This is a genomic window from Microcoleus sp. Aus8_D2 (genome assembly GCF_036702665.1).
Classification (GTDB): Bacteria; Cyanobacteriota; Cyanobacteriia; order Cyanobacteriales; family Microcoleaceae; genus Microcoleus.
Map to the genome: position 1 here is coordinate 17876 of NZ_JAUBUN010000034.1, position 19364 is coordinate 37239.

The window sequence follows — 19364 nt, forward strand, 5'->3', positions numbered from 1 at the left end:
TTGTCCAAACCCTGAACCATTAAAGATGCCGAATCTCAGCCAGATTATCAATCAATCTGGCTGAAATTAAGTTTTTACTCGGTTTCAAAGCGCGGGTACAACTCTTTAGCAAACAACTCCTGAATCTCTTTCTCGAATTCCGGATGAGAATGGAAGTTCTTTGCTAAGTCCCCGTAATCTTCTTTAAGCGAGATTTTGTATTCAGCTAATCTAGACCCTATTTTCGGTAACCAAGCTGTATGCAATGTAAATGCAAAGTTGAGCGATTCATGGTAAAGCTTGCATATTGCTCCCTTCCACAAAGCATTAGCATTGAAAATCCAGATTTCATTTCTTTCTGGTGTGAAAACGTTACAAGTAATATAACCGTCTGTTGAACTACCTTGATTACCACGGCGCGGCATAAACTGTGGCGAACTCACCATATAGCCAGGAGGAAACGGGTATTGATCGGCAATTTCCATCGAGCTTGTTTGCAGTCGGAACAAACAAGGTGGTATACCCTGTTCAGCAAGGCTTAACATATTTGATTGTGACACTTGCTGATACTTATAGTCCTGGAAGAGGTAGCACATGAACTGGGTCATCAGGTCTTTCCAGAGTCCAAAAGAACTCCAGTAAATATTATCTAGCTGTCCAGGAGTCATACCGGAAGGGAGTCTGTCAAGATAGGTGTATAAAGATGGACCCCAGGTGAACTTTCGATCTGAAATAACTTTTGACTTAATGGGTGTTTCCTCCTGGCTTTTGCCGTCAATTACATAGCGTCCCAGGCGGCTGATATCCATCAGATTGAGTTCCATCCCAGGCCAGGGAGAAGATACGGGATCGTGAGGGGGATAGGCGGAAATGTCATAGGTGCGGAGCCATTCAGCAACATCCCAAGCACAAATATGAGAGATGTGGAGCGTAATTTCGTCGTCAGGATTGTCATAGTTAACTAGAAAGTGAGCAGCTTCGAGGGGAATCACCACTTTCCGCACGACAACTTTAACTTCCGGTTCATTCATAACAGGGCGTTGTCCCTTTGCCAGGTCACTGCGGCTCACAATATAGAGGATAGAATCGGGTGATGGCGGACTTTCCAGCAACTGTCTGAGAATTCTTTCTCGCTCCTTGTTGTCTGGAAAAGGATTGTTGAGTATTTGCGCGAGTCCAGTACTGAAGGATGTATCCATCAGAACCACATAATCTTTGGTTACTCCAATCTGATGGATAGTTTGCTTAATGCTGACGGGCGAACCATCGGGGTTGACAAGCGTCCACCGCTCTAAAGGATTTACGCCATCCCAACGAATCAGATAGACGAAATCTTCTAAACCTTTAAATTGTTCCCAAAATTGACGGACTTCTGGAAAAAGTTTGTCTACTTCCTCAAGGAAAGGAATGGTATCAATAAAATTTTCTAACGATCTGCCGTAATTGACCGCAAACATCTCGTGGGTGTAAGTATCAAATGCAGGATGTGCGGTACTAAAAATGGGTGGAAAGAGATAGGGCAGATTAATTTCAGGGCGCCACTCTTGATTTGACCCGACTGGAGTCCTCACCTCAAGGGTATCTGTATTAATTTCATAAGGACGACCCGCGTCATAAGTTACTAGCAGTCGCTCAGATTCGTCTTGAGAGAATTTTACCGGCAGAAACGCTGTATTCAACTCATTGCGAGCGCCCAGAATTAAGGAAAACCTTAAGATGCCATGATTGCGAAATCCCAACTTAGTGCCCTTAGTTGCCTCGTCAAAATAGTAATCTAGCGGCTTGGCAATTTGTGTCTTCACAGTTACTTGACCTTTTTGAGCGAAATCAAGTCGGTAAACCATGCCGTCGCCATTTAAGAATGAGTCTCCGTCTTTAAAGGGGAGACCGCCTGATTCCACGGTGCCCACTGGCCCAACGAAAAAGATGTGACCCTGTACGTCGTCTGGTAAGTGGCCTTCAAAAATCTCCAGTTCGACGTTATCTAGTTCTTCCCGACTGGCGGTCATAATCGACTGGGGAACTGGGGGACAGCCTGCTTTGGTGTTGCTCTGAGTTGGTTGGCTCATGTAGCTCTCCTGAGTTAAAATGTAATAATGGTAACAGTGTAGATGAGTATTTGATTTATGAATGGGAAATGAGGACTGTAACTTAGATACTATCTTTGATAAAGATTTCAGCTCAATTCTGCCATCCCCTGCGTCAAAGCGCAATTTGAATCACATTAACTTATTATCGGCTCTCTCGTACTTATGGTGATAACGCAAGCTAATAATTTAGCACGATCGAGAATTTCAACGTTCAGCCTTAGATACTTGGTATCATTTGCTACTTTTAACACCAAGCATCCGGGAGAGCCGAGGAAAAAATTATACGCTCAGAGGTTGACATCGACACTGATGTCATGAATGCTGCACTGGGGCAAGCCTAACAAGTCCCTTTAGCTGACATATCAAGGTGCGACTGGGCTAAAATGTGGCGCGCTGATTCGTGAGCGATCGCCATTTTAAGTAATTTAGTAATTTAGAGCGGATCAATAACTCACATTTGGGATAGGGTAGAAGTTTGAAAAAAACACACAATTTGAACCCTAAGGAAAACATGAAAAAACTACTTGCAAAATCCGCGTTACTTTTGGCTCTGCCAATCTGTGTGTTAGCTAATTTTTCCTTAAAAGCCTCTGCTGATTCTACTGCCGAACTCATTCTCAGTACAAAATGTCAAGGCGGTTATAACATCAATATTTGGCAGAAAAAAACTTCCCGCGAACTGCTATATCGTGCCACTAGCTCCAAGGGTAATTTAAATTTGGGTAAAGGAACTGTGAAAGCGACAGAAGGTGTGAAAGTCTATAAGTTTCGGAAGGACAATTATGAATATTGGGTGTGGGATGGCACGTTGGATAGCCCGAACTCTGGAACTTTAGAGGTGTATAAAAACAACCGTATTTTGAGCAAAAAATCTTGTAATAAAAGTTGAATCTTCATAATGACAATAATTTTAACCAACGACGACGGCATCGATGCTCCGGGGATTCAGGCACTTTTGCAGGCTGTAGAGGGCAAGACGATTGTGGTTGCCCCTCAAGGACAATTGTCCGGCTGCGGGCATCAGGTGACGGCTCACAGTCCGATTCATGTCGATCGCCGATCGTCCGTCGAATATGCTGTAGGAGGAACACCGGCAGACTGCGTGCGGATTGCTCTCAATCACGTTTGTCCCCAGCCGGATTTGGTGCTTTCCGGGATTAACGCCGGCGGCAATTTGGGCGTTGACGTGTACATTTCCGGTACGGTGGCTGCGGTGCGGGAAGCAGCGATGCACGGTATTCCTGGCATCGCAATTTCCCATAGAATTAAAAGGCCGCTGGAAATTGACTGGGATGTCGCGACTCGCTGGACATCGCGAGTGTTGGCCGATTTGTTGAGTCGGGAATCAAAGCCGGGGTGTTTCTGGAATGTGAATTTTCCGCATTTAGCACCGGGAAGTGCGGAACCGGAAATAGTGTTTTGCCAGCCTTCAACTCAGCCGCTGCCTGTGGTTTACCGCCAAGAGGGAGAATACTTTTATTATGTGGGAGAGTATGGCTCGCGCGTTCGAGCGCCGGGGACTGATGTTGATGTCTGTTTTGGCGGTAATATTGCTGTGACTGAGATCTCGCTGTGATCCTATTTGGCGATCGATCTATATTTTTTATCCCAATAGTCCGGACAGTTTTCAATCACCAACTGTAGAATTAGGGTTCCAGCTTCCGCACTCTGTGAAATATTAACGGTAGAATGCGGGTTTTAGTCGCTGTCCAAAAAACAGTCCGGAGTATTGTTATCCAACAATTTATTAAAATACGGTGTTAAATGCGATCGCGACGGAATATTTCCTATTCATCGCTAAAAACAGATTTGATTATACTTTTGGTTGAGCACTTCATCTACCCTAAATATAATATCATCTCGCTCAATTACCCATAATAAAATTGGTTTGATCCTTCGGACTTTATTCCTCATCAGAGGAGGACTAAAGTCCGAACGATCAAACCAATTTTATGATTGTGGTCCTTCGAGCCGACATGATATAATAAACTGGTTTTAGGCTCATCCCAAACAGGGATATTTGGATGTGAAAAAACTATAGTAATGAACATTGAACAGCATTAATAGCGCTCCCGAGAGGGGCAGCTATCTCTACTTGCGGCCGTCTGTACTACCATAATTTTTTTTGTCATCCTTCGGCTTAGCAACACCGTCAGGTTGTTTTTTGGGCTTTTTGACTTCTTTGTTGCTTTTTCTTTCTTTTGACATAATTATTCCTCCATTTTTCCTCAGCATAACATAGATTTAAACATCTGCCTAACCGCAATTAGAGCGGGTTGCCTCAAACGGATTTTAGAGCGTATCCGGTCAATTACCCTTAATAATAAAATGAGTTCGTAGTCAGGGCTTCAGCCCTCAGAAAATGCTTAGGACTGAAGTCCGAACGATCGAACCTATTTGACTGATGTCTTTTGAGCGGACACGATCTGACTTTCTGTGAGTTTTTGATAATCTTGGGTAGATGATCGACTAGGTTTTGAACAAATAGCATCTACCGTTAGGCATATCCATAAATCCCTCATCGCTACAAGGTCGAAAATTAATTTGAACCGGACTGTTTTCAGGTCGCAGTCTGAAACCCTTGATTGACCCGAAAGCCTATCGTGTGCCTCGCCCCCCGTTGCCTTCGTACCGATCCCCCTGAAGCCCTGATTCTACGGTTGACCGTCAAAAACAGTCCTCTGTGTTGCAAAAAGAACTAAGTATCTTGAAAAATATAAAGTTAATTTTCAGCTTTCTTGAAAGTGCGATCGCCTCCGCTCCATTCGATATAAAATCTTTATCAAGAGTGAGTATTTCTAGATAAATTTTCGCTATTAGGAATCTGACCGCTATGGAAGTAACCGAGCTGCTCAAAGACTACGAAAATGGTAACAGAGACTTTGCTGGCGCCGATTTGGGCGGAGCCAACCTCAGCGGAGCTATCTTGGACGGAGTAAACCTTTCGAGGGCTAACCTGTCGGGAGCTAACCTGAGTAGATCGCATCTTACCAAAGCAGATCTCAACGGCGCAAACCTTTGCAGGGCCAATCTGAGTTTTGCCAAAATGGGCCAAGTCAGACTAGCCGACGCAGATCTCACGAAAGCCAATCTCAGCGGAGCTTTCCTCGTTAAAGCAAAACTTCCCAGGGCTAAGTTGAGCGGCGCCCAACTCATCGGTAGCAACCTGCGGGGCGCCATCCTCTGGAATGCTAATTTGTGTGCGGCTGACTTGCAATTCGTCAACCTGCGGGGCGCTAACCTCACGGGAGCAAACCTCAACTGGGCTAACTGCGGAGGTGCAAAACTCAGCGGTGCAAAGCTCTTTGCCGCTGAACTAACAGGCATCATTCTGAGGAAAGCTTATGTCAACGGCATCGACCTCAGCAGGACGGATCTCAATGGTGTCAACCTCAGCGAAGCCAAACTCAACGGGGTAAACTTGGAAGCCTCGAATTTGGTAGCAGCCAATCTCAGCGGTGCTCAGTTGCGGGGTGTCAAGTTGACGGGAGCAGATTTAACCAGAGCAAATCTGGTGGGAGTTTCTTTGGTGCAAGCAAACCTCAATTGGGCTAGGCTGTGCTATGCAGACTTGAGCGAAGCCGACTTGAGCGGCGCAACATTCATCGGAGCCAACTTTGAGGGTACTCAGTTAGCTGGCGGATCGACAATGGCCGCGCCTGTGAGGTATGGTGTCTACTTAACTGCGACGGGTTGTGTCGCAGCGTAAGCATTCGGCAAAAATCACTCTCGCATTGGTTTAACTTTTGATGCAGACATTATTAATTAATTACTTTTGTGAGAGTGCTGTACCGACAAGCAATTTACCGCTATTTTCCCGAGTTTTTCACCTGATTATTGAGCTTACCCGATTAATTTCGCGACTCGCAAAGCAGAGGTAATCGCTCCTTCGTGCAAGCCATCCCCCAAATAAGCTCCCGCATGATAGGTATTGTTCTCGCCGTTAGTCTCGATAACTTCGTCTCGGTATCGAAAAGACTCGACAGTATACAGCGGTGTGTGATGTTTTTGAATGTGAATAATGTGCTGTTTGGCGATCGCCTCCTCAAGTCGAAACGCTAAACTGTACTCTCGCGCCGATGTGATACCGCAAAGCTGATTCAAGCTAGCATTGTAGCCCCATCCCTTGTCCGTCTCGAAAAAATCGAATTCTGACAACTTGCGGATACCGTAGCGATCGTACATCGAAGTATCCGAATGCAGCACAGTCGTGGCATAATTGGGTTTCCAGGCCGCAAACCGCTTCGTTTCCGCCTCCGTCGGGTCAGCCAACAGCCTCATCACTTGGTCTGGCGGCATCGCAAAAACCACCTTATCAAACTCGAAAATCTCCCCATTCGCCAGCACAATTTTTACAGCATCAGCACTTCTAAAAATCTTGGCAATCTCCACATTCAGCAGTATATCGCCTTTAAACCGCTCCAGAATCTTTTCAATGTAAGAATAAACCCCGCCTTTAATTCTCACCCAATTCACCGAAGCATATTCCCGCAGCACCGGCATCGCCAATTCCGCTGGAAAATCGTCGAGCAATTCAAACGGTATAGAATAGCTGTACATCGTGAGCAACTTTAGCCAATCATTGCGGACACACGACCTTTTCAAACTCTGAGAAAGCGGCATATCATAGAAATCGTGCTGTTTAGCAAACCGCAGTTTTAAAATAAATCCCGCCGAACGAGCGTAGAGACTGTCGAGCCGCAAATACTCAATCAGGCGTCGGATTCCCGTGAAATTTTTTTGAATAGCAACCGCCGATAAAAAGTGACCGCCATCTTTAAAAAACAGAGCTGAACCAATTTGCACTGGTTCTAATTCAACACCTAATTCCTTCATTAAATCAATGAAATTGTAAAACACCGTTGGAAATTCCAGGACACCATTTTCTAATATTTCATTGCACTCAGATTGATTTGGTAAAACATTTTTATTGAGCGTGCGAATGTGTCCACCTAAAATCGGTTGACTTTCCAACACAGTGACGTGGTGTCCCTGTTTGTTAAGCCAGTAGGCTGTCGCCATACCGCTAGCTCCGCCCCCAACAATTGCAATTTTCATGGTTAACTCCTAAATTGATAGTTGGATTGTTATTAATTGAATGCTTGGATTCCGGGTAGGACAACGCAGTGTTTATTGGTGTTAACTTAAGGCGAAAAACCTTTGTATTTTTCGTTGATTGCCGAGACCATATCCCCCTAAATCCCCCTTAAGAAGGGGAGTAGGGGTTGACTTTGATAAGATTCTTATTCGCCCCTTAAGAAGGGGAGTAGGGGTTGACTTTGATAACTTCTTGTCCCCCCCTTAAGAAGGGGGGTTAGGGGGGATCTGGCCTTAATCGTCAGACAGCCAACCTGCACTAACTTTGACGTTAAGTTGACACGGCAAAATGCACTGCCGTCTCCTCATAGATATCAACCAATTTTCGATCGCCCAAACCTCAACCCAAGCCACGAAATATCGCAGTTATTTAATGGTGATTCCTCACCCTAAAATCGCATCACCGGACAAACGTTGATAAAGCAGCGCCCCCGTCCAAAATGTCGGCGCAAAGCCTGGATAGCCCGAGGAAGCGTTGCAAAAATAGAAATTGTTGAGGGATGTTTCGTGATTTAGCCGATCGACCCCCATGTTTTTCGGCGTCAGGGTAGAACCGTAGGAATTGCCGTTAGGACACCAACAGAAGCGCTCGTTAGTCGTAGGACTTCCGGTAATATGAAACACCATGTGTTTGCGGAAATCAGGAACATAGTGTTTTTCAACTACGTCTAAAATTGAGTCCAAAATCTCTTGTTTTTTCTGCCTGTAAGCTTTGCGGTCGGTCTCCCAAAGTTGTTTAAAATAACTGTAGTTAGCAACAGTTAGAAATTCCACAATTTGACAATTTTCGGGACAATCCCCCCGCGATTCCGTCAAAAAAGTCGGAGTGGTAATCGCAAAACTCGGACGAGAAAAATCATTTTTATCGTACATTTGAGCAAAAGCTTCATTCAGATCCAAATGTTCGGAATGAAACGTATTCCATTTGCCAAAGCCGTAGTCTCGCAGGTCGATATCTTTGACAACGCAGTACACCATGTAGTTGGATGCAGAATACTCATAATCGAGTTTCCGCCGCACTGTTTTCGAGAACAGTTCCTCTCCAATCATCTTGGCCGCTCTTTTCGGGTCGAGGTTGCAAATCACCGTGTCGCCCGTGAATTCATGGGTTTGATGCGTTGTCAAATCCATCGCTTCAACTCCCGTGACGGTTCTATCTGTCAGCCTGAAATTCGTGACTTCATGGTTGAGCAGAACTTTCCCGCCGTTGGATTCAATGACTTTAACTAAAGAATTGATGACATCTTCAAAATGCTGCGTCGGGTAAAATGCACCTTCTTGATAGCCTCGAAATAAGGCAATCCAAGCATAGAAAGAAAGCTGGTTCGGAGGGAGCAAAAAGTCCGGCCATTGCAGCGCTAATAGAGTTTGGGCGGCTTGCGGGAGTTGGAATTTATCGAAAACGTCTTGCAGTGTGCTGTTGAGGTGTTGGACGGCGCAGAATACGTCACCGAAATTTTTGATTAATTCAATTGGTTTGACGGGAGGGGCGAGTTTTCTGAGTCCCTCGCCAGTTTTTTCGACTTCGTTGACGAATTTGCGAATTCTGTCGCTGGCTTCGGGAAACAGCGCCGACAATCGCCGGATCAGTTCCTCTGCTTCTGAGGGAATATCTAGGGCATATCCAGGCATTCTCATGTGGTCGAAGCCATTCGGATCGTAGCGCTCAAAGGTGACATCGCGATCGAGATTGAGTTTTTTGAGGACTCGATTGACGGTATGTCCTTCGCCGCAGTCCCAAACGTAGTGGAATTGGGCATTAAACGTGTATTTTTTGGCCATTGTAAAGGTGTGGCCAAAGCCTCCGGGGTGCTCGTGAGCTTCCAGGATGTGCACGGTTTTGCCGGAGTTTGCCATCAAGGCTCCGAAAACCAGTGCTGATAAACCACTACCGACGATGAGGTAATCTGTTTTCATGGGATATTTCCTCGATCGATTGAATCGGGCGATCGTTGTAGAAGGAAGAAGCAAGAAGGAAGAAGCAAGAAGCAAGTCGCAATCGACCGCATGGGTTTCAGCAACTAAGAACGTTCTCACCTACTTATATCTATCTAAACTAACTCTAAATTTTCAGAAAAGTGTCAAGTCAAGCAACAAAATTGCTGGGCGAGTTGCTTGAAACATTGTATTAAAGCCGTCTTGCGGCTGCTGTTAAGATTGATTAAGCATTTATGCAGGTCTCTTAGAGCTTCGAGGGCGGGCTTTCTGGTTCGCCCTACAATAGAAGAAACCGGGTTTCTAGCCATCACGCTGACGATAATCCTTATGGAACTCAAGAAACCCGGTTTCTCGGAACAAATCTTGGGTTTAGCAACGCAGCATCCAGTCATAAACCGGGTTTCTACCTTTGTGCGTAACTCTTAAGGTATAGAGTTATCTCCCCAATTAGGATGATGTTAATCAGATGCACAAGGTGTTATTTGTGTGGCACGATGACATCAAAAAAAGCATCATCCAAATCGTAACCAAACATCTGCGACATTGCCATCAACTTCGATTTACTAGGAATTCCCTGCTGGTTCAACCAATCAGTCAACACAAAAATTTTGCTCATCAAAAACATTTCCAAAGCTTCAGGATTGTACTGAATGCCTTGGGTGCGGTGGAATTGGTGCGGCACTAACATCGCGGCATACCGGGCCAATTCTCCGGCTTTCCAATCCAGCAAAAATGGCAGCCAAGGATAACAAGCATCCAAGCGAATAAACCACAGCCGCACTTCTGGAAGTTCCGATATTTCTCGCGGATCTAATTCTTCGCGCGGATACTCAATTTCAAATTGTACCTGTTGTTCGTTTTGGGCGATCGCTCCGGAGGCCAGCCACTGTTCAATCACAGTCCGCACCGGAGACAAATCTAAACTGTTTATGCGATCGGCCTCGATCGCTATCATAATACTCATAAAAAGTCAACCTTATAGAATTAAGTCATTATCTATAATACCACCAATTACCTCGTACCGATAGATGACTCAATATAGCTGGTTCGTAGTGAGGACTTCAGTCCTGCTTTTTTGCGGACTAAAGTCCTCACTACGAACGGGTTTGTAGTGAGGACTTCAGTCCTGCTTTTTTGCGGACTAAAGTCCTCACTACGAACGGGTTTGTAGTGAGGACTTCAGTCCTGCTTTTTTGCGGACTAAAGTCCTCACTACGAACCTTGTGAGCGTTGATTTTTTCGCAGGATTTCAGCCATTTTTACCAAACTTGGTATCCTGTAAAGAATTACCAATTCCCTGAATAATTCCCCGCCCGATCAAACCAATTCCCCGCCCTATAACCTGCGTCAAAATGTAAACAACAGCAGTGCCCAACAGCGAAATAACTGCCCGAACTCTAGGTGCGATCGCATCCCGAGTTTCCAGCAGCAAAGTTAAAGCCAACTGCCACCCAGAAAGCTGTGCTAACTCCAGATTTCTCGGAGCATAAATAGAAATTCTCTTAATTCCAGAATCTCGCAAAACAAACAGCCAAAACCTGCTTTCAAAAATAGCTTTCGGTTCCACAAAATAGCTATCCCAGCGATATCTCCACGATAAGTTATTCCGAAACCGCTCAATTTCTCGTGTCGAAATCAACTTGCCATCGTAAAAACTTTGCTTTATTTCCTCAATATCCGCAAAATTATTGAGCAGAGGCTGCACCACTCCGCTAGCAACTTGAATTGCCAAATTTTCTAACAAAGCTTCAGCTCGCTGCATCGCTTGCGGGCTGCCAGCCACACAAGAAATATTGTCAACTGTGAGCGGAATTTCAAATAGCAAATGTGCAAATAAATCAACTGTCATCGGAATTTTCTCAAGGATTTCCGTGGCAACTGCTGTTTCATCTGCCAGCAGCACCGGCACCACTTCTACGCCGCTGCCTCCCAATAAATTAGCAGCGATTTCCCCTTGAATTTCTGGCAGTTTCAAACTTGTTTGACTGCTGTCAACAACCAGATTTTCTCCCATTGGCAGCGTATAGTATCTGCCCAAAAAATCTATGATTGTCGCTTCCCACAAATCCCGCAAAATAGCAGGCATTTTTTCTGACAATTGAGTTGGCTGCACTTGCGAAAAGCGCAATTCCTCCAGCAACTCCCGTAACTTCCGCAGGATGGAAATCATCAATTCGCGCTGTTTTGTCGATCGCAAAATATCGATTTCCAAAGGCACGCCCGTCAAATTCACCCAATCCAACTGCAATTTAGCCGCCACCGAGTCAAACAAACTTCCTTGCCAATCACTTGCAACCGCCAAAGACTCACCCGAAACTTGAGAATTCGCCACTTGCAACTGAGAATTATTCAACAAACTGTCCCCTCTGCCTTGTCCCCTCTGCCTTGTTCCCTCTGCCTTGTCCCCTCTTCCTTCTTCCTTCTTTCTTCCGACTTCCATTTCTCTTCTTCCTTCTTCCTTCTGGGCCATTCCTTCAAACAATAACTGACTGACTATCCAGCGAGCAGCCAGCAATTCTCGGCGCTTCCCCCTGAGTACAACCCCATCTAAAATAGAAGACAAATCAGTCGGATCGGCTACTCTCACCTGTTGCAAATCAGCTTTGACAACCGCCAAAGCCGCATCTATTTCCTGCAATCCAGACCGACAAAAATAAGCCATAATTTTTTGGTGTACTGGCGTATCAACTGTCTGACAATCAGCATTATCCTCTGCATTTTCTGGGGAGTTTTCTATTGTTTGAACCGCCGTTGAATCTAGTTCTATTTCCGAGTTAGCTGCCGCATCCGCTGGCCAATAAGTGCTTCCCGATGCCACCGCGCGAATAGCTTCGATTGTCTGGGAAATATCTCTACCTTTAGGACAATAGCCATTCGCCCCCGCAGCTTGTACCTGTGCCCACAGCTCCGGTGTCAGCGGCCCGCCTAGCAGCAACAGCGGCTGGTTGGGGTACAAACTTTTGAGTTCGCGACAAACTGCCAGCGCTTCGATTTGAGCCGATCGCAAATTTACGCTCTCAAAACCCAAAATTATCAAATCTGCGGGCTTCTTGGCTCTTCCAGAGTCGATCGAGCGAGTTTCTAAAACCTGCAAGGCTTCGGTTCCCGTTGATACGTCTGCGACAACTTGCAAGTCTGGATACTGCTCGATCGCGACTAGCAGCCCCAGCCGGAAAATGGGGTCGCGATCGATCGACAGCAGTTGGAATTTACTCACTCGATTTTAAATTTTAGATGTGAGATTTTAGAGGCGCCTCAGCTAAAACCCAATTACTCGGGGATCAAATTAGCATCAGGAGGCCCAGCCGATTCAGGAATCGAGGGCGGCGCCGGTTCCGGAGCCGGAGCCGGAGCCGGGGCCGGGGCCTCTTGTCTCGCGGGCGGATAGTAAGGTTCCGGCTCCCGGGCGGGCGGATAGTAAGGTTCCGGCTCCCGGGCGGGCGGATAGTAAGGCTCCGGCTCCCGGGCGGGCGGATAGTAAGGCTCCGGCTCCCGGGCGGGCGGATAGTAAGGCTCAGGAGCTGGAGCCGGGGCTTCTTGTCTTGCGGGCGGATAGTAAGGTTCCGGAGCTGGGGCGTACTCCTCCTGTCGCGGAGCTGGGGCGTACTCCTCCTGTCGCGGAGCCGGCGCGTACTCCTCCTGTCGCGGAGCCGGCGCGTACTCGCGAGCCGGTTCCGCCGCCGCCGGTGGCGGTGCAGTGTTGGCTCTCAGTTCGGCACTCCAGCGCCCGATCGCACCTGCCGCCTCTGAATGCAGCGCCCTACCGTAACCGATTTGGGAAGCCATATCGATCGCCGCCGAGAGACTACCGCCAGAAGCCAATTCCGCAGCTCGATCCAGAATCGGTCTGTCTCGAGCAACTTGCAGTTCGCTCACCCACTGATAGACATTATCCTGAGCTTTGGCGTACAGAGTCCTACCGCTCTTAATTTCCGAAGCTTTATCAATAGCCGCGCTAAGTTTTCCTTCCTTCGCCAGGGCGATAGCTTCATCCAAAAAAGGCTGATCTTGAATAACTTCTATGCGTTTAGTCCACTGAGCCAAGAGAGTTTGCGCCTCTACCCTGCGGGGGCGGTTTTGAGAGATCAGCAGTACCTGGCCGATGCCACCTTTGAGTCCTTCAACCGTTCCCGCTTCTGCCAACTGCTTCGCCAGAGTCACCAAAGATTTGTCTTCGATTCGCTGAATTTCCCGGCGCCAAGTAGCCACCAAAGTTTGAGCGTGAACCCGCCGCGGCTGCTTCGGCCCGATCTTTTGCGCTTGCTCGATCGCTACCTGAAACGCCCCTATCTGACCGAAACTAGCGATCGTGCTCGCCATTTGCAGCCGCACCAAATCTTGAAACTGCACCTGTAAACTTTCAATTTGAACTTGAGCCTGCTTGTACAGAGGGCGGCCCGGAGCAATTTTGCTAGCAGCACCCTGCCCTTCGAGCAACGTAAAAATGTGTTGCGCCAGCGGTGTTGATACCGACTGGTTCCACATCACCGCCTGAGCTCTACCCAACTGCATCAAATCTTGAGCTTCCGCAAACAGAGGCGAATCCTGCGGCACCACAGAAGCAGCCTCGATCGCCCCCGGCAGGTCTTTCGCCCCCAACCGCTTAGTCGCCATTACCAGCAAAGTGCGGCTCCAGCCCTCAATTTCCTTTTCAGCTTTAGCGCGGGCAAAAAGCTGCGGGTCTATTTTGCGAGCCAGGACGATCGCCTCAGCGAACTTCTGCGGAGTTCCCTCCTGCGCCAAATCTCTCGCCTCTTGCAAGCGCTGCCAGCCGTTTCTTTCCAAAGAAATCTGCCCTATCAGCTCGTTGTAGCGCTTCTGACTCCAGAAAATATTTTCCAGCTTGAACAGAGCTTGAGCGTAATCCCACGCCTTCCTCAAATCCTCACTTTTCAAAGCTGCTAGGGCTGTATCGTAGAGTTTTTGGCCCTCCTGCCAATTTTTTTCCCAAGCAGTCACAGCCTCCTGTACCTCTGGGTAAGACGGACTGGTTTTCGGAATTTTCGCCACAATCTCCAGAGCGCCCTTCAAATCGCCCAGCTCAATTTTCGCCTTGGCAAATGCCAGAATAGCTTTCGACCATTCCCCGATCAAATGTTGACCCTGCGAATATAGCGGGTGTTCTTTCGGCCAAGCCTGCACCAGTGCCATCGCCGATTCTAGCTGATCTAGCTTGCCAGACTTAGCTGCTTGTTGAGCGCAGTAAAGTCGCTCTCCGTCCGCCGCCAGCGGCGACAGTTGCTGGCAATTGGGTGGGGGTGGCATCGTCAGCAACCACAGAAATGCGGCGGCACCCGTTACTCCAAATCCCACCAGGAGACTCAGCCAGATCAGTTGCCACTGCCAAAAAGTTCTTTTCCCCTCCCTCGGCGACGCCGTAAGGGAGGAACTCGCATCGCCTGTCGCCTCTGCACTCAACTGTGCCGTCGGTTTGGGGGATGGGTTGTATTTGGGTGGTGTGTGGAATTGGTCAGATTGTCGTCTCGCCATTACTTCAGCCTGTCCTGTAATGCGCTCTCTGCGTGACACTCCCACATCAAATCATCGATTGCGATGTGAGCTTCTCAACTCCTGTTAAGGAGATCGAGAACTTCCTTCAAGGTACTGGCAATCTTTCCCTCTTCGGCGTTTTATAGTGAGGTTCGTGTCTGGCCCCACTGGTTGCTTCCGAGCATTTTAGGCTCAATAAGCACGTAAATCATACCAGTTATCAAACAATTATTCACAGCTTCCGGGTGCAGTTTAGCAGAAAAAACAGTATAAAGCCCGGTCAGTCGAGCGATTTTCCATTTTTCGATTTGAGATTTTAGATTGGGAGCATCTGTGCGCAAGCTTTTATCGTGCCAGATCGAGCTCATGCTCGCACTCAAGCAAAAAAATGCTTTTTACAAAAATGAGATGCTCCCTTTATATTTGACTCAGCAGATAAATTTGGGGGTGGTTAAACTCAGGTCTGATACTAAATTTGGGTCAGAAATTCCCTCGATCGGACGGGCGCGGTTGAAACCTATCCTACACAAACTTTCGTCCACTCGCCTGCGGACTAAAAAATCAAGCGGGTACTAAAGCCTGATTTTGTCTAAACTTTTACGTGTAGCGGGTAGAACTGATTTTTTGGCTGAGTTCTAAATTTTATTCCCCGATCGCCCAACTTGCCGATCGAGTTTCAGTGTTCTTTACTCTGCCGAATTGCGGCGCGCGACGACCATCTGTGCCCGAGCGAGCGCCCTCAATACTTGAATCATTTTATACCGCCAGCATCCCCAGCCAAAATATTTGTTGTGCTGATAACAGCGGCTGGCTCATCGGTTACGAAGCTTTTGGCGTATCGCTGGCACTCGATGCTTCCGTAGCTGACCCAGCCGAGCGGTATCCGTAGAAATCTATCCGGTAGTCTACAATTTTGACACCTGTTTGCTGTTGGATTTGTTCAATCAAGTCGATCGGCAGTTCCACATGAACGTCAAGAATCTGAGCCGTATCCAGACAATTAACGTGAGAGTGAGAGTCGCTGACATTCCCGTACAAGCGTCCCTCCGATCGTTCTATGCACTCAATAATCCCTTCTCTCGACAAAGCTTCTAGATTTTGATAAACAGAAGTATGACCGATCGAATGCGCTTGTTGGTTCAGGCGATCGTAAATTTCGCGAGCCGAGAGGTGTTCTTTTGCATCCCACAAAAGTTCTAGAATAAATCGACGCTGGCGGCTCAAGCGCATTCCCATCGCCTGACAGCGGTTTAAAGCATCTTCTAATGAACGAATTGGTTTCACAGCTACCGCCTTCTAAAGCCTGATCGATTTTTTATTCTGGTACAATATTGCACGCCGATCCTATATCCCTTAATTCTAACGCAGGGTTGCCGAACAGTAGAAGTTAGAGGGCAAAAATCTCGAAGAGAGTGAATTTTTTCGAGTTGCTGCTCAACTCAGGCGGAGGGCACGCACCATAAAATTCTCCCATCACAATTATTGCTTTAACTCTATCTTCTACTGCAACAAGTTTTAGTTCGAGGATTTGATGGCGTGAACCAGTAACTTGGCGATTTCCGAGAGTTGCTTTTTGTTGAAGGTTTTGAGCAAAAGCTTGACTACCGCCTTCGGTTCGGCGGGAAGTGCTACTTCCTTGGACGCGGCTGCTGGGGCTGCTGGCGCGCTTACCTCTGCTGCTTTTGGGCTTGCTGCCAAGAGTAGCAAATTTTTACTCGGAGCGATCGTCTTAACTTTCCCCGCTTGCACCAAATCCCCAGCATCCTTGAGTTCTTTGATAACCAGCGGAGCTAAGACTTTATAAGAGTTTTTGGGATTAACGATCGCCCCTCTAGCTGTTTTAACTAAATTTTGCCAAGACTCAAATTTAGCTCCCAACTTATAGAGGCGAACGCACACAGCCGCCAACTGCTCGCGACTAGCAGCAGATTCTTTCTGCTTGAACACCTGCAACATCTCTTTAAGTAAAACCATCACTTCCACAGCAAAATTCGCCGGCACAGCGCCCGCTGTTGGAGCAGCAGCGGGCGCACGAGATCCAGCAGCAGCAACCGCCTGAACTTTGCCCGCCGCCAAGTTGTTGAGATGAGTTTCCAGTTGAGCAAAAACTGGCATCACCTGCTGGACGAGTTTTTCTCCCTCTTCATTCCTCAAGCCAAAAGGCCCTTCCAGTCGCGCCAGCAAGTCTTTAAGCGTATCAACTCCCTTTAAAAATAGGGATTCTGCCGTTTGGTCAACCTGCTTGACGGGCCCGTCCTTGAGCACTTTAAAACAATCTTCCAAGCGGTGAGCGGTTGTTTTAATACTATCCAAGCTGAGCATAGCCGCCCCTCCTTTGACCGAATGGGCGGCTCGAAACATCTCTTGGACCATTTCGGGGTCTTTCATCGTGGACTTCAAATCCACTAAACCATTTTCTAGAGTATCGAGGTGCTCCTTAGCCTCCTCTATAAACAAACGCATTATTCGGTCTTGCTGATCTGACACGACAGTCCTCCTAACAATCTCAGCCCCCTCCAGAAAGCACCCTCTTCGCGGGAGGAAACGCGACTCCCGCCCAGAGTCGGAAGCTCCCATGCAAGACATTCTAGCCTGCCTCAGCTTGCAGGCTGACAATACTCTTGTCGGCGCGGTTTTAGCTCTCTTTCCTGGTGGGCTGGAGGTTGAGGCTAGAGTTCTGAGGGAGTGTCTGGAGCGATTTCAATGCCCATTCCTTGTTTGATCGTCTGCTGATCCGTAATCAAGTCGCTCAACTCCTTGACTTCGACGCCGATGTTTTGGCAAGCCTGTTTCAGTTCCCGCTCGAAGGTGTTGAGGTCGCCTCCGTAGCCGCAAAGCTGCGCGGCTGTGGTGATTCCTTGTTGGGCGTTGGCTTTGGCGCAGTCGATCAATTCAATGCCTTTGAGGGGTTGGGAGGATGCCATAATGTCAAACCGTAATTTATCTTTTTTTCCACTGTACCTAGAGCGTTGAGGTCGATCGATCTATCGAAAGGCATGAAAAATCCTGCCCGTGTTGCGTGTTACCAATAGATTATTTTTGGGAACTTCCTGTCAAAATAGCAGTAGTTAGGATTTTCTAACCCTTACTGTGGCTAACTTAGGCTAGATTACTGTGAGAAATGTTTCCCAATCTCAAATGCACTGGGCGTGGAGCGTCCGACACCGCCTGTTTGCCTCTGTTCTGTTCGCCATAGCAGTTGCTTTTTTCCTGCCACCTGACTATCTCCTCCTGACTCGGACGCTGTGCATTTGGAACGCGGGCGCGGTCAATTTCCTGATTTTGACTTGGATACTGATGCTCAAAGGCACTCCCGAACTGATGCGCCACAACGCTCAGCAGTTAGACGCCGGCCGCTTAACAATCTTAAGTACAATTACGGCAGCCGCTTTTGCTAGCTTTTTAGCCATCTTCTTCCTGCTGCGGGATACCAAAGGCCTGCCCCCAAATTTGCTATTGCTGCACTTGGCGCTTTCTGTGCTGACAATTGTTGGCTCATGGATGCAGGTACACACTATCTTCACGATGCACTACGCCCGCAGCTTTTACAAAAATCGCAGCAAACAGCACGGCAACTACTCGCAGGCGGGGGGTTTGGATTTTCCGGGGGACGACGAACCAGACTACAAAGATTTTTTATATTTCTCGTTTGGGATTGGGATGACTTGCCAAGTCGCCGACGTGCAGACGACTTCTCGTTCCATGAGATTTCTGGTGCTTTTTCACAGCGTGCTGTCGTTTTTTTTTAACACTGCTATTTTGGCCATGAGCGTCAATATTATTGCTGGATTGAATGGATAGGATTGAGTCTCAGTGGTAAGGGAAAGGTTTGGTTTTACGAAATAACTTCAGACCAATCACGAAAATTAGCAGAAGGCAACAGTAAAACAAATAAAAATGATAGCAACTAGCCTTTTATACTATATCAATCACCTTGGAAGCATCGATTATTTAGCTACAATTATTAATTCTGTATCTTCGGCAGAACTTTGCAATATCATCAATGAACTTTTGCAATCAGAGAACTATGAAACAGTTAGTTTAACTTGTCTCTTTATTCGAGATTTAGTTCTTTTTGGCTCTCCTAATCCTGATTGTGAAAAGTTTTGTCAAGGTTATTCAGAGTCTTCGATCGTCAAAACTCTCGAGCAGCTTCTTTTTTCTCCAAACCTTTTTATTTGTCAGGAAGTCGTTTATACCTTGGGTCAGACTTGCAGCTATAGCAGTCTCCCGATGCTGAATCAAGCATTTAGTGCATTACGAGACATCAATCCAATCCTGTTGCCGAGACTAATTGGTGAGATGGGTTGGCTCGGAACCGAAAACTTCTGGGCACTTCTTGAGTCTATGGTGACTAGCCCGGTTTACATGACTCGATGGGCAGTTATCGATGTGCTGTCTGAATTTGTTGGCGATGATGCGCGGGTGCAAGACGAACTATTTCAAAGGAAATTCAAGTTTACTGAGCAATTGCGACGAGATTCAAATATTCTCATTCAGTCAGAGGCAGAGTATGAGTATCAAGTTCTCAAGTTTCGTAGCGAGACCTACAATCTACCGAAGGCAGAGCGTAAAAAGAAACGGAAAGACTTAGAACGACATTATAAACCAAAGTTTTGCTTTGCCCATCTATCGATCGCGTTTACAAATTACCTGTATACCAAGGGGTTAAGTCAATATTCTGTAGGTGAGCTTGAAGCTTTTATCTCAAATATGACTCAAACATATTCGTAAATTAGTCTAACACGTTAGTCCATTGAGCTTACACTA

The 19364-nt window shown here is 47.1% G+C and carries 15 protein-coding genes; 6 read left to right on the top strand and 9 right to left on the bottom strand.

All coding sequences use genetic code 11. From position 1 onward, the window contains the following. Window positions 1-74: 74 nt before the first annotated feature. Window positions 75-1988 carry a carotenoid oxygenase family protein gene (locus QUB64_RS23195; protein WP_333275639.1) on the bottom strand — a complete coding sequence of 638 codons (1914 nt, stop codon included), beginning with the start codon at window positions 1986-1988 and terminating at the stop codon, window positions 75-77. Between the two features lie 592 nt (window positions 1989-2580). On the opposite strand from QUB64_RS23195, the gene QUB64_RS23200 reads away from it, so the two are divergent. The 3 genes from QUB64_RS23200 to QUB64_RS23210 all read left to right on the top strand — a co-directional run bounded on the left by QUB64_RS23200 (window position 2581) and on the right by QUB64_RS23210 (window position 5778). After that, window positions 2581-2958 carry a hypothetical protein gene (locus tag QUB64_RS23200; RefSeq protein ID WP_333325650.1) on the top strand — a complete coding sequence of 126 codons (378 nt, stop codon included), beginning with the start codon at window positions 2581-2583 and terminating at the stop codon, window positions 2956-2958. Between the two features lie 9 nt (window positions 2959-2967). Continuing rightward, window positions 2968-3645: a 5'/3'-nucleotidase SurE gene (surE, locus tag QUB64_RS23205; protein ID WP_333275635.1), complete on the top strand. Its 678-nt coding sequence runs from the start codon at window positions 2968-2970 to the stop codon at window positions 3643-3645. A gap of 1257 nt (window positions 3646-4902) precedes the next feature. Beyond that, window positions 4903-5778, top strand: a complete 876-nt coding sequence (locus QUB64_RS23210) for a pentapeptide repeat-containing protein (RefSeq protein WP_333275633.1) — start codon at window positions 4903-4905, stop codon at window positions 5776-5778. A gap of 134 nt (window positions 5779-5912) precedes the next feature. Here the strand turns inward: QUB64_RS23210 and QUB64_RS23215 are convergent, their stop codons facing one another. Both QUB64_RS23215 and QUB64_RS23220 read right to left on the bottom strand, forming a co-directional pair. Beyond that, complete coding sequence (locus QUB64_RS23215) at window positions 5913-7127, bottom strand: FAD-dependent oxidoreductase (protein WP_333275631.1); 1215 nt, start codon at window positions 7125-7127, stop codon at window positions 5913-5915. A 423-nt stretch (window positions 7128-7550) separates the two neighbouring features. Then, window positions 7551-9083, bottom strand: coding sequence for a phytoene desaturase family protein (locus tag QUB64_RS23220; protein WP_333275629.1), 1533 nt, complete (start codon window positions 9081-9083; stop codon window positions 7551-7553). On the opposite strand from QUB64_RS23220, the gene QUB64_RS23225 reads away from it, so the two are divergent. After that, window positions 9082-9285 carry a hypothetical protein gene (locus QUB64_RS23225; RefSeq protein WP_333275627.1) on the top strand — a complete coding sequence of 68 codons (204 nt, stop codon included), beginning with the start codon at window positions 9082-9084 and terminating at the stop codon, window positions 9283-9285. The two genes, QUB64_RS23220 and QUB64_RS23225, sit on opposite strands and share 2 nt — an antisense overlap. Before the next feature lie 297 nt (window positions 9286-9582). On the opposite strand, the gene QUB64_RS23230 is transcribed toward QUB64_RS23225, so the two are convergent. The 6 genes from QUB64_RS23230 to QUB64_RS23255 all read right to left on the bottom strand — a co-directional run bounded on the left by QUB64_RS23230 (window position 9583) and on the right by QUB64_RS23255 (window position 17518). Beyond that, entirely contained in the window at window positions 9583-10068 is a 486-nt protein-coding gene (locus QUB64_RS23230; protein WP_333275625.1) for a CRR6 family NdhI maturation factor, read from the bottom strand. A gap of 285 nt (window positions 10069-10353) precedes the next feature. Continuing rightward, the gene (locus QUB64_RS23235; RefSeq protein WP_333275623.1) at window positions 10354-12321 is read right to left on the bottom strand and encodes a DUF3685 domain-containing protein; all 1968 of its coding nucleotides are present in this window, start codon (window positions 12319-12321) and stop codon (window positions 10354-10356) included. A 53-nt stretch (window positions 12322-12374) separates the two neighbouring features. After that, the gene (locus tag QUB64_RS23240) at window positions 12375-14633 is read right to left on the bottom strand and encodes a hypothetical protein (RefSeq protein ID WP_333275621.1); all 2259 of its coding nucleotides are present in this window, start codon (window positions 14631-14633) and stop codon (window positions 12375-12377) included. A gap of 780 nt (window positions 14634-15413) precedes the next feature. Further along, window positions 15414-15878 carry a Fur family transcriptional regulator gene (locus tag QUB64_RS23245; protein ID WP_333275619.1) on the bottom strand — a complete coding sequence of 155 codons (465 nt, stop codon included), beginning with the start codon at window positions 15876-15878 and terminating at the stop codon, window positions 15414-15416. Between the two features lie 231 nt (window positions 15879-16109). After that, the gene (locus tag QUB64_RS23250) at window positions 16110-17180 is read right to left on the bottom strand and encodes an Hpt domain-containing protein (protein WP_333275617.1); all 1071 of its coding nucleotides are present in this window, start codon (window positions 17178-17180) and stop codon (window positions 16110-16112) included. Window positions 17181-17263: 83 nt separating this feature from the next. Then, on the bottom strand, window positions 17264-17518 hold the full coding sequence (locus QUB64_RS23255; RefSeq protein ID WP_333275615.1) for a hypothetical protein: 255 nt from the start codon (window positions 17516-17518) through the stop codon (window positions 17264-17266). 190 nt (window positions 17519-17708) lie between these two features. Here QUB64_RS23255 and QUB64_RS23260 point away from each other — a divergent pair, with 190 nt between their 5' ends. Together QUB64_RS23260 and QUB64_RS23265 are read left to right on the top strand one after the other, a co-directional pair. Continuing rightward, complete coding sequence (locus QUB64_RS23260; RefSeq protein WP_333275613.1) at window positions 17709-18395, top strand: DUF1345 domain-containing protein; 687 nt, start codon at window positions 17709-17711, stop codon at window positions 18393-18395. Between the two features lie 96 nt (window positions 18396-18491). Next, window positions 18492-19328, top strand: coding sequence for a HEAT repeat domain-containing protein (locus tag QUB64_RS23265; RefSeq protein WP_333275610.1), 837 nt, complete (start codon window positions 18492-18494; stop codon window positions 19326-19328). The last annotated feature ends 36 nt before the right edge of the window (window positions 19329-19364 follow it).